Annotated in this window: 15 protein-coding genes; 11 read left to right on the plus strand and 4 right to left on the minus strand. The window is 69.3% G+C overall.

All coding sequences use genetic code 11. From position 1 onward, the window contains the following. Positions 1–64: 64 nt before the first annotated feature. Positions 65–1,237, plus strand: coding sequence for a S9 family peptidase (locus G361_RS0104625; protein WP_196814417.1), 1,173 nt, complete (start codon positions 65–67; stop codon positions 1,235–1,237). A 35-nt stretch (positions 1,238–1,272) separates the two neighbouring features. Then, positions 1,273–1,644, plus strand: a complete 372-nt coding sequence (locus G361_RS0104630; protein ID WP_019925885.1) for a nuclear transport factor 2 family protein — start codon at positions 1,273–1,275, stop codon at positions 1,642–1,644. A 48-nt stretch (positions 1,645–1,692) separates the two neighbouring features. On the opposite strand, the gene G361_RS0104635 is transcribed toward G361_RS0104630, so the two are convergent. Together G361_RS0104635 and G361_RS0104640 are read right to left on the minus strand one after the other, a co-directional pair. Next, positions 1,693–2,007, minus strand: coding sequence for a DUF4873 domain-containing protein (locus G361_RS0104635; RefSeq protein ID WP_019925886.1), 315 nt, complete (start codon positions 2,005–2,007; stop codon positions 1,693–1,695). Next, complete coding sequence (locus tag G361_RS0104640; RefSeq protein ID WP_019925887.1) at positions 2,004–2,906, minus strand: diiron oxygenase; 903 nt, start codon at positions 2,904–2,906, stop codon at positions 2,004–2,006. The genes G361_RS0104635 and G361_RS0104640 overlap by 4 nt, the downstream gene beginning before the upstream one ends. A gap of 92 nt (positions 2,907–2,998) precedes the next feature. Here G361_RS0104640 and G361_RS0104645 point away from each other — a divergent pair, with 92 nt between their 5' ends. Beyond that, positions 2,999–3,709: a TetR/AcrR family transcriptional regulator gene (locus G361_RS0104645; RefSeq protein ID WP_019925888.1), complete on the plus strand. Its 711-nt coding sequence runs from the start codon at positions 2,999–3,001 to the stop codon at positions 3,707–3,709. Here the strand turns inward: G361_RS0104645 and G361_RS0104650 are convergent, their stop codons facing one another. Both G361_RS0104650 and G361_RS42325 read right to left on the minus strand, forming a co-directional pair. Further along, positions 3,710–4,531 carry a TIGR03943 family putative permease subunit gene (locus G361_RS0104650; protein ID WP_019925889.1) on the minus strand — a complete coding sequence of 274 codons (822 nt, stop codon included), beginning with the start codon at positions 4,529–4,531 and terminating at the stop codon, positions 3,710–3,712. After that, positions 4,528–5,478 (minus strand): permease, encoded by a 951-nt coding sequence (locus G361_RS42325; RefSeq protein WP_019925890.1) that lies wholly within the window; start codon positions 5,476–5,478, stop codon positions 4,528–4,530. Before G361_RS42325 ends, G361_RS0104650 begins: the two co-directional genes overlap by 4 nt. A 670-nt stretch (positions 5,479–6,148) precedes the next feature. Between G361_RS42325 and dop the strand changes: the two genes are divergently transcribed. The 8 genes from dop to G361_RS0104695 all read left to right on the plus strand — a co-directional run bounded on the left by dop (position 6,149) and on the right by G361_RS0104695 (position 14,511). After that, positions 6,149–7,648, plus strand: coding sequence for a depupylase/deamidase Dop (gene dop / locus G361_RS0104660; RefSeq protein WP_019925891.1), 1,500 nt, complete (start codon positions 6,149–6,151; stop codon positions 7,646–7,648). A 263-nt stretch (positions 7,649–7,911) separates the two neighbouring features. Further along, complete coding sequence (locus tag G361_RS0104665) at positions 7,912–8,106, plus strand: ubiquitin-like protein Pup (protein WP_019925892.1); 195 nt, start codon at positions 7,912–7,914, stop codon at positions 8,104–8,106. Positions 8,107–8,120: 14 nt separating this feature from the next. Continuing rightward, a complete protein-coding gene (prcB, locus tag G361_RS0104670; RefSeq protein ID WP_019925893.1) occupies positions 8,121–8,978 on the plus strand; it encodes a proteasome subunit beta in 858 nt (285 codons plus the stop codon). A 73-nt stretch (positions 8,979–9,051) separates the two neighbouring features. Then, the gene (gene prcA / locus G361_RS0104675; protein WP_019925894.1) at positions 9,052–9,831 is read left to right on the plus strand and encodes a proteasome subunit alpha; all 780 of its coding nucleotides are present in this window, start codon (positions 9,052–9,054) and stop codon (positions 9,829–9,831) included. A gap of 206 nt (positions 9,832–10,037) precedes the next feature. Next, complete coding sequence (pafA, locus tag G361_RS0104680) at positions 10,038–11,396, plus strand: Pup--protein ligase (RefSeq protein WP_026342692.1); 1,359 nt, start codon at positions 10,038–10,040, stop codon at positions 11,394–11,396. 72 nt (positions 11,397–11,468) lie between these two features. After that, a complete protein-coding gene (locus G361_RS0104685; protein WP_019925896.1) occupies positions 11,469–12,461 on the plus strand; it encodes a YafY family protein in 993 nt (330 codons plus the stop codon). Beyond that, on the plus strand, positions 12,458–13,459 hold the full coding sequence (locus tag G361_RS42330) for a YafY family protein (protein WP_052172625.1): 1,002 nt from the start codon (positions 12,458–12,460) through the stop codon (positions 13,457–13,459). The genes G361_RS0104685 and G361_RS42330 overlap by 4 nt, the downstream gene beginning before the upstream one ends. Then, positions 13,456–14,511 carry a 2-dehydropantoate 2-reductase gene (locus tag G361_RS0104695; protein WP_026342693.1) on the plus strand — a complete coding sequence of 352 codons (1,056 nt, stop codon included), beginning with the start codon at positions 13,456–13,458 and terminating at the stop codon, positions 14,509–14,511. Before G361_RS42330 ends, G361_RS0104695 begins: the two co-directional genes overlap by 4 nt. Positions 14,512–14,565 lie beyond the last annotated feature (54 nt).

The following is a 14,565-nucleotide window of genomic DNA, read 5'->3' on the forward strand; positions in this document are numbered from 1 at the left end:
GTTGTGAGAGCGGTGGTGTCCACCATAGGATGCTTTGCACAGCGCCGCACGCGAGGTGGAACGGTTGGGAATTTTCTTCCGGGACAAAGCTTTCGACTTCGAGACCGTCCGGGTGATGTGGTACGCCCCGGTCGGCGGGGCCGACCTCGGGGAGGTACTGTCGGCGACCCGGCGTATCCGCGGCGGGGACACCGATTCCTGGTTCCGCGAATGGAATCGGTTGGGCACCATGCTGCTCGACCGTGCCGACGGCCTGCGCGACGAGCTGTCGAAGGGTAATGCGCTGCTGCGCGCGGCGAACTATCTGCGGACCGCGGAGTTCTTCCTCGATCCCGCCGATACCCGCCGGCCGGGCACCGCCGATCGTGCGCGGGCCGGTTTCGACGCCGGGCTGTCCGCGCTCGGTGTGGAGTTGGTGCGCGCCGAGATCCCTTACGGGGAAGCGGAATTGGAGGTCATGTACTTCCCTCCGCGCGCGCCGGGCGCGCCGCTGCTGGTGGTGTGCGGCGGCTTCGACTCCGTGCCGGACGAGCTGTGGTTCACCGTGGCCCGGGCGGCCCTGGACCGCGGCTTCGCCGTTCTGGTCTACGAGGGTCCGGGACAGGGTAATCTGCTGCGGCGGTACGGCGTTCCGTTCGACCATCGGTGGGAGGTTCCGTCGTCGGCGGTACTCAACTGGGCCGCAACGCATATCGTGGCCGAGTCGATCACCGGTATCGGAATCAGTTACGGCGGAAGGCTACTGGCCCGAGCCGCCGCCAAGGATCCGCGCTACGACCGGATCGTACTGTTCGACTACTTCCCCCGAATGCTGGACGCGTTCACGGCGAGCATCCCGTGGCCGCTGCGCTCGGCCGCCGCCACCATGCCGCGGTGGCTGGCCCGAATCGTCAGCGCCGCAGGGCGTTTCGATACCCAGACGCGCTGGGCACTGGCCAACGCGCGCTGGACCTTCGGCGCGGCGGATCTCCCGGATCTGGTGGCGAAGCTGGCGGCCGACGGTGACGACGAGTGGGCCGCCGACATCGCCGCGGATGTGCTGCTGCTGGTCGCCGAGCGCGAGCACTTCTACCCGAAGTCGCTGGCCTACCGGTTCGCCGAGCGCCTCACCGGCGCGCGGTCGGTGACGCTGCGCGAGTTCACCGCCGCGGAGGGCGGCGAATTGCATTGCCAGAACGGCGCATTGCATCTCGCGCACGAGCAGATCTTCGACTGGATCCGGTTACCCCGCGGGTAATCGACTCCCGCGCCGATGTCGAACATGCTCGATACATGAGCGAATACGAGAACCACGAGACCATCGCCCGCCGCTACATCGACGTCTGGAACGAGCAGGACCCGGGCAAGCGCCGCGCGTTGATCGACGAATTGTTCACCGCCGGAGCCACTTACACCGATCCGCTGGCCGCGGTCGCGGGCGCCGGCGAGATCGACCGGGTGGTCGGCGGCGCCCAGCAGCAGTTCGCCGGGCTGCGCTTCGGCCTCGGCGCGGGCCCGGTCGACGGCCATCACGATCTGGCGCGGTTCACCTGGGAGCTCGGCGCGCCGGGTGCGGAGCCGCTGGTCGTCGGCTTCGACGTGATCGTGCTGGAGCAGGGGCGGATCGCGCATGTGCACGGATTCCTGGACAAGGTGCCCGCCTGACGCCGCGGCGGCGGCACGGTGTCCCGTGCCGCCGCCGGTCGTTGTGCCCTAACGGTTTCCGGACGCGAACGGCGGTGCGCCGAGGCCGACGATGCGCAGGTTGCCCCACGGGTCGCGTTCCTGCAGCCGACCGGCCGCCGCGGCGCCGTCCGGCAGGATCAGCGTCACCTGCCCGCGCCCGGGATCGGGCAGTTCGACGCCGGGGTCGGCGGTGACGCGGCCGTACCAATGGAAGCGGCCGTCGATCGGGTCCAGATGTCCGGACAGCGTCACCCGCACCGGCACCTCCGCACCTGGGACGTCCAGCACCGCCGGGCCGGAATAGTCCGGTGCCGGAACGAGTTCCGCGGGAAGTTCGATCATCGCGGCAGCATCCCCGCCATCCGCCAGATCGCCTTCCCGGCCGGGCCGAACAGCCCGTTCCGGTCCAGTACCGCGGCCAGGTCCGCCGCGCCGACCGCGAGGTTGCGCCGGAAATGCGGGTTGCGCAACGCGATTCGGCGGGCGGCTGGGCCGTCCAGGCCGGCCCGGCGGTACATGTGCCGGTTGGCCAGCAGCGAGACGAACAGCGGCGCCGCCACCGCGACGCAGGCCCGGGTGAAGGCCAGTTCGGCCGCCGACATCTCCGGTGCCCGGCGGGCCAGCGCGTCGCGGGCGAAGCCGATGTGCCGGGCCTCCTCGGTGACGTGGATGCGCATCACGCGCGACACCACCGGCTGCAACTCGGGATCGTCGAGGGTGCGGCGCTGCTGGGCGTCGAAGATCTCCTCGCCGACCAGGGCGGCCACCCAGGTCATGGAGCCGCGCAGTATCTGTTCCAGCGCCGAGATGAGCAGGCGGGCAGGGGGTTTCGGCCAGTAGGGGCGGGCCTCGATGCGGTCGATCAGTTTGCCGAACATCATCATGTGCCGGCACTCGTCGCCCATCTCGGTGAGCGTGTAGTGCGACCAGGCGCTGGTCGGGGTGTCGTTCATCAACTCCCGCAACAGAATCCGGTTCAGCAGATTCTCGAACCAGATACCCGTGGACAGCAGGTTCGCGAGTTCCTGCCGGGACAGTTCGCGGCGTTGTTCGGGGGTCATCGCCTCCCAGAGCGCGGTGCCGTACAGCGACACCACCTCCGGCGGCAGGAACATCTTTTCCGGATCCAGCGGGGCGTCCCAGTCGACATCGACCACGGGGTCGTAGGACTTCTTCACCGATCCGGTCAGCAGGCGGTCCGCGAAACGGTCGCGGGGCGCCAGCGCGGCTTCATTGCCCATGGCGGCTCTCCAGTTAATGCTACAAGGTGTAACAGTCAGATTAGTGTGACACCTTGTACCGGTCAATAGGGTCGCGGAGTACAGTTGCCGCTGTGTCCGAGACCGGCGGGAAATCACAGGCGGCCGTGGACGGCCGCGCCACCCGCTGGGAGGATCACAAGCGCCAACGCCGCACCGAGGTGCTCGATGCCGCCCTCGAGGTGATCGAGGAGTGTGGCGCCGAGGTGTCGGTGCAGCAGATCGCCGATCGGCTCGGGCTACCGCGACCGGTGGTCTACCGCCACTTCGACGGCCGGACCGATCTCGACGAGCAGATCCGCCGCCGCATCCAGGAATCGCTGCTGGACGAGGTCATGCCGATGCTGCGCACCGAGGGCTCGGTCCGCGACGCGGTGCGGGGCGCGGTCGGCACCTATGTGGGCTGGGTGGAGCGGCACCGCAATCTGCATCTCTTCCTGACCGGCGACGCGGCCGACGGCGACGGATCGCACGGGCTCGGCGGCGCCCGCAACCGCATCGGTGGCCGGCTCGCCGACCTGTTCGCCACCGCGCTGTCGGTCTACGACATCGACCCGCATCGGGCGCGCCCGATGGCCTTCGGAGTGATCGGGCTGGTGGACGGCGTGGTCGACAGCTGGCGCGGCGACCCGGCCACGCTGACCTCCGACCAGGTGGTGGGCATGCTCACCGAGTCGATCCTCGGGCTGTTCGAGGGCAACGCGCGCAGCCTGGGTGTGCCGCTCACCCGGGACACCCCGGTCGCCGACCTGCTCTCGCGCCGCGTCGTACCGCACCCGGCCTGATCAGCCGTATACGCGCGCCGGTGCCGGTATCGCGTGCAGATCCGCGACCGTGAGCGTGGGTGTCATCCGGGTCTGCGGGACAGCCGAATCCGGCTGCACCCGGCCGCGCACGGATACCCAGGTGTCGTCGGCGGGCAGCGGAAAATCACCGGCGAGATGTATCCGCATGGTCTGCGCGTCGGCGACGCAACAGGTGATGACCAGCCGGGCCAGGTCGACGCCGCCCCGGCTGCCGTCGGTGCGCGGCGCACCGTCGGCCGCGGTCCGCACGATGAAACCGACCACCGTGACGTCGTGATCGTCCAGCGCCCCACTGGAATCGTAGGAGGCCCGGTCGATCAGGTCGTACATCCGGACCGTCGGCGCCGATCCGGCTGGCAGCGGCCCGAAGTCGTACTTGCCGTCGTCGGTGGCGCCCGGCTGACCGACGCTGGCCTGCGCGGTGGTCCCCGACTGCACCGACCCGGCACCCAGCGCCGGCGGTACCACGATCAGGAGTGCGGCGATCGGTGCGAGCAGCAACCAGTGCGGGCGGTCCGAATGACCGTGTTCGTCTTCGTCGAGCGACGGATCCTGTTCGGCCGCAATCCGATTCGTCGCGCCGTGACCGACTGTAGCGGGTTCGGTGACCGCCGCGGTTCGCGGACGCCGTAGGTCACGGACGATCGCCGTGAGGGCCAGCAGCACGAGAATCGTCCCACTCACCAGCAGGAACGGTCCCAGTGCGGGTTTCACGTAGCGGAGATAGGTCCCGTCGGCGGCGATCTTCACGACCGCGATACCGATGAGCAGCAGGACGAAATTCTGTGCGACGCGGTTCATCGCGCCCCTCCCAGGAAGATCAGACCGGCCACGGTGCCGCACACGACGGCGACCACGAACGTCGCCGGTGCGAAGCGTAACGCGAACCGGCGCCCGAACGTACCCGCCTGCATCGCGAACAGTTTCACGTCGACGGCGGGACCGACGACCAGGAATACCAAGCGCGGCAACAGCGGCAGGCTCGACATACTCGACGCGACGAAGGCGTCCGCCTCCGAGCACAGGGCCAGCACCACTGCCAGCAGGGCCAGCACCAGTACCGACAGCACCGGCTGTCCGGCCAGCGAGCGATACCACTGCGCCGGGACGAGTACGTGCAGGGCGGCCGCGGCCGCTGCCCCGATCACCAGAAAGGCGGCGGCCTGCAGGAAATCGTGCCGAGCCGCCTCGCTGAAGATCACCCACCGCGATCGCCCCGGCGCACGGTGCTCGTGACCGCGCGGCTGCACGGAGAACCACTCGGGCCGCCCGAACCGTGCCCACAGCCAGCCCATCACGAAGGCCGTCGCCAGCGACCCGGTGAATCGGCCCGCCACCATGCCCGGCTGCCCGGGGAACGCCACCGCGGTCGCCACCAGTACCACCGGATTCACCGCCGGCGCGGACAACAGGAATGCGAAGGCCGCCGCGCTGGGTGCGCCCTGATCCATCAGCCGGCGCGACACCGGCACCACCCCGCATTCGCAGCCGGGTAGTGCGACGCCCGCGGCCCCGGCAACCACCACGGCGGCGGATTCGTTGCGCGGCAACAACTTCCGCAGGATCTCCGGCGATACGAACGCGGCGATCGCGCCGCTGATCAGCACACCCAGCACCAGGAACGGCACCGCCTGCACGAAAACACCCGTGAAGATGGTGATGCCGGTCTGTACCCGCGGCGCCCCCGCCAGCCATCGCGACAGTACGGGTCCGAGCGCCAGGCCCACCGCCAGCAGCCCGGCGAGCACATACGCCGAAGAACCCTGCCACCACCGAGCCGTCGCCGCCGGCTCGCGCGGCTTCCCCGGGCCGGGGTGGGCCGATATCGGTCCCGGCCGGGCCGGTGCCGTCGGTTTCCCGACGGCCGCGCGAACGCCGCCGGATCGGTGTACTGCCGTATCGGTTTCCCGATGGCCGGTGCCGTGATCGGCGTCTCCGGCAGCGTGCGGCCCCGACCCGACCTGTGGAATCGACACGATCCTTACCCCCGTTTCGTGACGGCGAACACCTGCGGACGGCGAGTTCGGGGCGGCGAGCCGAAACCGCCGCCGAGAACAGACTTTACGAGCGAACCCCGAGTGCCGGACGATCCCCGGCGGGAACAACCATCGAACATTTCGAACGGCGAACCGGGCGAGCGGGTGACGCGGCGAACGAGCTGTGAACCGAGTGCGCGCAGTGCGGCCGGGCAGGGCGCGCGTTCGGTGGCAGTGCGGCGAGCGATCGGTTCGAGCGTACGGTGGGTGATCGGTACACGTGCGGGCCGAGCGATCACCGATGTTCGAACGCGATCACCGCGAACAGTACGAGCCGGGCCCGACAAACATTGCCGACCGTGCATGAGTGGAGTCGTTTCCGCAGCGGCGAACCGCCCGGGGGCATCTGCGGGTTCGGCCTGTCGTCGCCTAGTCTCGACATATGCAGCGCATCATCGGAATCGAGGTCGAGTACGGCATCTCGACGCCCTCCGAGCCGTCGGCCAACCCGATCCTCACGTCCACCCAGGCCGTGCTGGCCTACGCGGCGGCCGAGGGCGTGCCGCGGGCCAAGCGCACGCGCTGGGACTACGAGGTCGAGTCGCCGCTGCGCGATGCGCGCGGTTTCGACCTCGGCCGGCTCAACGGCCCGGCGCCGGTGATCGACGCCGACGAGGTCGGCGCGGCCAATATGATCCTCACCAACGGCGCGCGATTGTACGTCGATCACGCGCATCCGGAATACTCCGCGCCCGAGGTCACCGACCCGCTGGACGCGGTGATCTGGGACAAGGCCGGTGAGCGCGTGATGGAGGCCGCGGCCCGCTACGCCTCCAGTGTGCCCGGCGCGCCGCGGATGCAGTTGTACAAGAACAATGTCGACGGCAAGGGCGCCTCCTACGGCACCCACGAGAACTATCTGATGAGCCGGGACACCCCGTTCAACCAGATCATCGTGGGGCTCACCCCGTTCTTCGTGTCCCGCCAGGTGGTCTGCGGCTCGGGCCGGGTCGGGATGGGTCAGTCCGGCGACCAGGCGGGGTTCCAGCTGTCCCAGCGCGCGGACTACATCGAGGTCGAGGTCGGCCTCGAGACCACGCTCAAGCGCGGCATCATCAACACCCGGGACGAGCCGCACGCCGATGCCGACAAGTACCGTCGCCTGCACGTCATCATCGGGGACGCGAATCTGGCCGAGTGGTCGACCTATCTGAAGGTTGGCTGCACCGCGCTGGTGCTGGATCTCATCGAGGCCGGTGAGGATCTGTCGGATCTGCAACTGGCCCGGCCGGTCACCGCGGTGCATCAGATCAGTCACGACCCGACCTTGCGGGCGGTGATCGCGCTCTCCGACGGCCGTGAGCTGACCGGCCTTGCGCTGCAACGGATCTACCTCGATCGGGCGGAGAAGTTCCACTCCAGGCAGGGCACCGACGACGCCCGTGTCACCGATGTGCTGGAGAAGTGGGCGCACGTCCTCGATCTGCTGGAGCGCGATCCGATGGAGTGCGCGGATCTGCTGGACTGGCCGGCCAAGCTGCGGTTGCTGGAAGGTATGCGCAAGCGTGAGGGCCTGGGCTGGGCCGCACCGAAACTGCACATGGTCGACCTCCAGTATTCGGATGTCCGGCTCGACAAGGGCCTGTACAACCGCCTGGTCGCGCGCGGTTCGATGCAGCGCCTGGTCTCCGAGCAGCAGGTGGTCGACGCGATGACCAACCCGCCCACCGACACCCGCGCCTACTTCCGCGGCGAGTGCCTGCGCCGTTTCGGCGCCGACATCGCCGCCGCCAGCTGGGATTCGGTGATCTTCGACCTCGGCGGCGACTCCCTGGTGAGAATCCCCACCCTGGAGCCACGCCGCGGCACCAAATCCCACGTGGGGAAGCTGCTCGACGGCGTCGAAACCGCCGCGGAACTGGTAGAACAGCTGACCCACTGAGCGCACACCCCCGTCTCGATCCCGGACAAACAAAGGCGCACAAAGTGTTCGCGGCCCGTCTCGATCCCGGACCGACGCAGCGAGGGAGCGAAGCGGAGGAGCGCAGGAGGGAAGGCCCGAGGCTCAGGGGCCGCGAACCCGCCGCAGCGATGCGGAGGCCAAAGTTACTGCATCTTGTCACCGCTGATGGGTAGTGTTGGGGTACGAGTACCGGGTCTTCACCGGTGCTCGCCGAAGATCAGTACACGAGGAGGTCGGCTGCTATGGCACAAGAGCAGACCAAGCGCGCCGGTGGCGGCGACGAGGACGAGGGCCCGATCGGGGACGGCGCGGCCGGACAGGAGCGTCGCGAGAAGCTGGCGGAGGAAACCGACGACCTGCTCGACGAGATCGATGACGTGCTCGAGGAGAACGCCGAGGACTTCGTGCGCGCATACGTTCAGAAAGGCGGCCAGTGACATCCGGTGACCCCATGCGTCTCCATCCGGGGTACGCCCTGTCATCCTTCTCCGAACATCTGCGAGAGCACGCACCGGAACTGTTGCCCGCCAACGGTTTCGCTGCAATCTCCGACGCCGCCCCGCGAGGGGCGGCGTCGCCGGATATCGCTCCGCACGGCACCACGATCGTGGCCGTCACCTACCGCGGCGGCGTCCTGATCGCCGGCGACCGGCGGGCCACCATGGGCAACCTGCTGGCCAGCCGGGACGTGGAGAAGGTCTATATCACCGACACCTTTTCCGCCGCGGGTATCGCCGGTACGGCGGGCGTGGCGGTCGAGATGATCCGGTTGTTCGCCGTGGAGCTGGAGTACTACGAGAAGATCGAGGGCGTCTCCCTCACCTTCGACGGCAAGGCCAACAAGCTGTCGAAGATGGTGCGCGACAACCTGCCCGCCGCCCTGCAGGGCCTGGCGGTGGTCCCGATCCTCGTCGGTTACGACCCTGCCGCGACCGATCCCGACCGGTCCGGTCGAATCGTGTCGTACGACGTGGTCGGTGGCCGCAGCGAGGAGCGCTTCGGGTACACCGGGGTCGGCTCCGGCTCACTGTTCGCCAAGTCGTCGCTGAAGAAGACGTACCGCCGCGGCCTCGATCAGGAGCGCGCGCTGCGGATCGCGGTCGAGGCGCTGCTGGACGCCGCGGACGACGACACCGCCACCGGCGGTCCGGACATGCTGCGGGGTATCTACCCCACAGCGATCGTGATCGACGCCGAGGGCGCGGAGGAAGTGTCCGAGGAGCGGCTGGCGGAGCTCGCCCGGTCGATCGTCGACGAGCGGTCGGCCGATGAGACCGCATCGTCTTCGGAAGGGAGCGCATCCGCATGACCGGTCAGCGGCCGGAGGCGGCAGCGGAGCGTAACCACGCAGGCCGCCCGGGCGTGCGGGAAGGAGATGCAGCATGACACTGCCGTACTACGCGTCGGCCGAACAGATCATGCGCGACAAGACGGAACTCGCGCGCAAGGGTATCGCCCGGGGACGCAGTGTCGTGGTGCTGGTGTACGACAAGGGTGTGTTGTTCGTCGCGGAGAACCCGTCGGCGACGTTGCACAAGGTGAGTGAGTTGTACGACCGCATCGGGTTCGCCGCGGTCGGCAAGTACAACGAGTTCGAGAACCTGCGCCGGGGCGGCATCCTCCAGGCCGACCTGCGCGGGTACCAGTACGACCGTCGCGATGTGACCGGCCGCGCGCTGGCCAACATGTACGCGTCCACGCTGGGCACCATCTTCACCGATCAGCTGAAGCCGTTCGAGGTGGAGATCTGCATCGGTGAGGTCGGGTACCCGGGGGAGTCGGAGAATTCGGTGCTGTACCGGATCAACTTCGACGGCTCCATCGTCGACGAGCGGCAGTACGTGGTGATGGGCGGCAACACCGATCCCATCGTCACCGCGCTGAAGTCGTCGTACCGGTCCGGCCTCGATCTCCCCGGCGCGATCGGCGTCGCCCTGCAGGCGCTGCAGAAGGTCAGCCCGGAGAGTGACAAGGAGAAGCGCTCGCTCGGCGTAGCCTCGTTGGAGGTGGCGACGCTGGAGCAGTCCCGGCCACGGCGGGCGTTCCGCCGCATCGACGGCTCGGCGCTGGAGTCCCTGCTGGGCGCCGGCACCGAGAAGGCGGCCGGCGGCGATGCGGAGGAGTCCGAAACCCCTTCGGCGGGAGACCCTTCCAACCCGTAGCGCGCATACGGAATCCGAATCCGGCCCCTGGCACTCGTTACCACCGAGTGCCGAGGGGCCGGATTCGTTCACGTGGTCGTAGACGGTGTTTACGCAGGTGCAGGGCCTGGTATGTCCACTCGACACGCCAAATCGTTGTGAACCCGTATATAACGGGTCCCGCCGACAGCCCCGTCACGGCATTCGAGCGCGGTAATGTCGATGGTGTGCAGCGACGAATCATGGGGATCGAGACCGAGTTCGGGGTGACGTGTACGTTCCACGGCCACCGTCGGTTGAGCCCTGACGAGGTGGCCCGGTATCTGTTCCGCCGGGTGGTTTCCTGGGGCCGTAGCTCGAACGTATTCCTCCGCAACGGTGCCCGCCTCTACCTCGACGTCGGCTCCCATCCGGAGTACGCCACGGCCGAATGCGACTCGCTCGTGCAGCTGGTCACGCACGATCGCGCCGGTGAGCGGGTGCTCGAGGAGCTGTTGATCGACGCCGAGCAGCGGCTCGCCGAGGAGGGTATCGGCGGCGACATCTATCTGTTCAAGAACAACACCGACTCGGCCGGCAACTCCTACGGCTGCCACGAGAACTTCCTCGTGGTGCGGGCCGGGGAGTTCTCCCGGATCTCCGACGTGCTGTTGCCCTTCCTGGTCACCCGCCAGCTGATCTGCGGCGCCGGCAAGGTGCTGCAGACGCCGAAGGCCGCGACGTTCTGCCTGTCCCAGCGGGCGGAGCACATCTGGGAGGGTGTGTCCTCGGCCACCACCCGGTCGCGGCCGATCATCAACACCCGGGACGAGCCGCACGCCGACGCGGAGAAGTACCGGCGCCTGCACGTCATCGTCGGCGACTCGAACATGGCCGAATCCACCACGATGCTGAAGGTGGGCACCGCGTCGCTGGTGCTGGAGATGATCGAGGCCGGCGTGTCGTTCCGCGACTTCGCCCTCGACAATCCGATCCGGGCGATCCGGGAGGTCAGCCACGATCTGACCGGCCGCCGCCCGGTGCGGCTGGCCGGCGGCCGACAGGCCAGCGCCCTCGACATCCAGCGCGAGTATTACGCCCGGGCCGTCGAACATCTGCGCAATCGCGATCGCGATCCGCAGGTCGACGCGGTGGTGGATCTGTGGGGCCGCACCCTGGACGCGGTCGAGGCGCAGGACTTCGCGAAGGTCGACACCGAGATCGACTGGGTGATCAAGCGCAAGCTGTTCCAGCGCTACCAGGATCGCTACAACATGGAGCTGTCCGATCCCAAGATCGCCCAGCTCGACCTGGCCTATCACGACATCAAGCGCGGCCGCGGCGTGTTCGACCTGCTGCAGCGCAAGGGTCTGGCCAAGCGCGTCACCGAGGACGAGGCGGTCGACGCGGCGGTCACCACGCCGCCGCAGACCACCCGGGCCAAGCTGCGCGGCGACTTCATCACCGCAGCTCAGGAGGCCGGCCGCGATTTCACCGTGGACTGGGTGCACCTGAAGCTCAACGATCAGGCCCAGCGCACGGTGCTCTGCAAGGACCCGTTCCGCTCGGTCGACGAGCGCGTCGACCGGCTGATCGCCTCGATGTAGTCCGACACGCCCCGCTGTCGCCGACACCCACCGGGACGGCGGGGCGCGCACCGGCCGATTACTCTCTATCGGGTGGCGATATCCAAGGTCGAGCGGCTGATGAATCTGGTCATCGCGCTGCTGTCGACCCGGCAGTTCCTGACCGCGGAGCGGATTCGCGACAGCGTGGCCGGATACGACGACTCCGCCAGCGACGAGGCGTTCAGCCGGATGTTCGAGCGCGACAAGGCGGAGCTCCGCGATCTGGGTATTCCGCTGGAGGTCGGGCCGGTCAGCCGGTACACCTCGCAGGAGGGGTACCGGATCAACCGTGACGCGTACGAACTGCCCGAGATCGATCTGACCAGTGAAGAGGCCGCCGCGGTCGCGGTGGCGGTCCAGCTGTGGGAATCGCCGGAGCTGGCGGCGGCGGCCGAGGGCGCGCTGCTGAAGCTCCGGGCGGCGGGTATCTACGTGGAGCCGGAGGCGGCCGTGGCCTCGGTGCCGTCGGTACCGGCCCGCACCCGCGGCTCCGACGCCGCGCTGGGCAAACTGCTGGCGGCCATCGACGCGGGCCGGGCAGTGCGGTTCGAGCACCGGGTCTCGCAACGGGAACCGTACGTGATGCGGGACGTGGAGCCGTGGGGTGTGGTCACCCGTCACGGGCGCTGGTACCTGGTCGGCTACGACCGGGTCCGGGCCGCGCCGCGAACCTTCCGGTTGTCCCGCATCGGCGAGGACGTCACCGCATACGGCCCGGACAATGCCGTGCACAAACCCGAGGGCGTGGACCTGCGCCGGATCGTCACCGAGGTCACCGGCGCCGCACCCGTGACCGGGTCGGCCACGGTGTGGGTCGCCGACGGCCGCGGGCAGGAGATCCGCCGGATGGGTGTCGTCGTGGAGGAACGGCAGGTCGGGGGCCGGCCGGGCGCGATCGTCGAGGTGCCGGTGCGCTCGCGCGGCTGGCTCGCGCGGCTCATCACCGGGCTCGGCGCCGACGCGCTGGTGCTGGCGCCCGCCGATCTGCGCACGGATGTGATCACCAGGCTGGAATCGGTGCTGCAGGAGGTTCGGCTCAGTTGAGCGGACGGTTGTCGACGCGGCTGTCACGGCTGCTGAACATGGTCCCGTATTTCCTCGCGCATCCCGGCATCAGCGCCGCGGAGGCGGCCGAGGATCTCGGGGTCACCACCAAGCAGCTGATGAGCGATCTGAATCAGTTGTGGATGTGCGGCCTGCCCGGTTACGGGCCGGGCGACCTGATCGACCTGTCGTTCTCCGAGGAGAGCATCGAGGTCACGTTCTCCGCCGGGATGGACCGCCCGCTGCGGCTGACCTCCACCGAGGCGACCGCCGTGCTGGTGGCGCTGCGGTCGCTCGCCGATCTGCCCGGGATGGTGGATCCCTCGGCCGCGCATTCGGCGGGCGCCAAGATCGAGTCGGCCATCGCCGGGGTGACGGCCCACGCGCCGACCGCCCCGGTGGCGCGGGTGGAGGCGCCCGCGGTGACGGCGGTCCGGTCCGCGCTGGCCGGCAATCGCGCGCTGCGGCTGGTCTACTATTCGGCCAGCCGGGACGTGGTCTCCGAGCGGGTGGTGGATCCGATCCGAATCGTGCTGGTGGACAACAACTCCTATCTGCAGGCGTGGTGCCGGCAGGCCGAGGGGGTGCGGTTGTTCCGGCTCGACCGGATCGAGGAGGCCGCCGAACTGCCCGAACCGGCACGACCGCCGAGCCATGCCACCGACGAGTCCGCGGCGCTCGACCTGTTCTCCGGCGATCCGGCGGTCCCGTTGGCGCGCTTGCGAATTCACCCCGATTACGCCTGGGTGCTGGACCAGTACCCGATGCAGCGGATCGCGGTCCACCCGGACGGCAGCGTGGAGGCCACGATGCGGTTCGCCACGCTGGACTGGATGGCCCGGCTGCTGCTCGGATTCGGTGCGGGCGTCACCGTGCTGGGGCCGCCCGAGCTGGTCACCGCGGTGCGGGAGCGGTCCGGCGCCGCGCTGGAGGCCTACCGGACGCTGGCCGATACCGATCTCGGCCGGCCCGCGATCGAGGAGGTCGGTCCCGCTTGACGTTCCGGGTGACGGTGTTCGGCGCCGGCAGCATCGGCATCTTCGTGGGCGGGAAGCTGGCGGCCGCGGGTGCGGAGATCACCTTCGTCGGCCGGCCGCGGCTGCTGGACGAGATCACCGCGTCCGGACTGCGCCTGTCGGATCTCGACGGCGGCGACGATCGGGTGGCGTCCGCGGCGTTCCGGGCGGTGACCGCGCTCGAGGCCGACGGGCCGGCGCCGAGTCCGGGCGAATCGGCCGATCTGGTGCTGGTGACGGTCAAGTCCGGCCAGACCGCGGACGCGGCCCGTGCGCTGGCCGACCGGGTGCGGCCGGGCACGGTGGTGCTGAGCCTGCAGAACGGTATCGGCAACGACGCGGTGCTGCGCGAACTCCTGCCCGCGTGCGTGGTGCTCGCGGGCATGGTGATGTTCAACGTGGTGCACCATGGGCACGGGCACTTCCATCGCGGCACCGACGGCGGACTGGCCGTCGCCGACGATCCGGCGCTGGAACGGTTCGCGCCGCTGTTCCGCCGCGCGGGCCTGCCGCTGAACCGGCACGCCGACCTGCTGCCGGTGCAGTGGGCGAAGCTGCTGCTGAATCTGAACAACCCGATCAACGCCCTGTCCGGTCGGTCGCTGCGGGAGGAACTCGCTCATCGCGACTACCGCCGCTGCCTGTCCCTGACGCAGCTGGAGGCGCTGACGGTGATGCGGGCGGCCCACATCCGCCCGGCCCGGCTCACGCTGCTGCCGCCGCGGGCGCTCGCCCACCTGCTGACCGTGCCGGACGGCCTGTTCCGGCGGCTGGCCGGGTCGGTACTCGCGGTGGATCCGATGGCCCGCTCCTCGATGGCCGACGATCTGGCGCTGGGCCGGCCCACGGAGATCGCCTGGTTGTCGGGGGAGATCGTCGGCCTGGGCACGATGGTCGGCGTGCCCACCCCGGTGAACAGCCGGTTGACGGAGCTGATCGCCATCGCCGAACGCGGTGACCCCCGCACCTGGGCGGGCCCCGAACTGCTCGCGGAATTACGCGCGGCCCGCACGGCGGTGTCGGCGCCGCGATGAAACACCGGGCCAACGGGAGCTGACGGGCGAGTTCGCCGAATCACGGTCCGGTAG

It is taken from the genome of Nocardia sp. BMG111209, from assembly GCF_000381925.1.
Taxonomy (GTDB): Bacteria; Actinomycetota; Actinomycetes; order Mycobacteriales; family Mycobacteriaceae; genus Nocardia.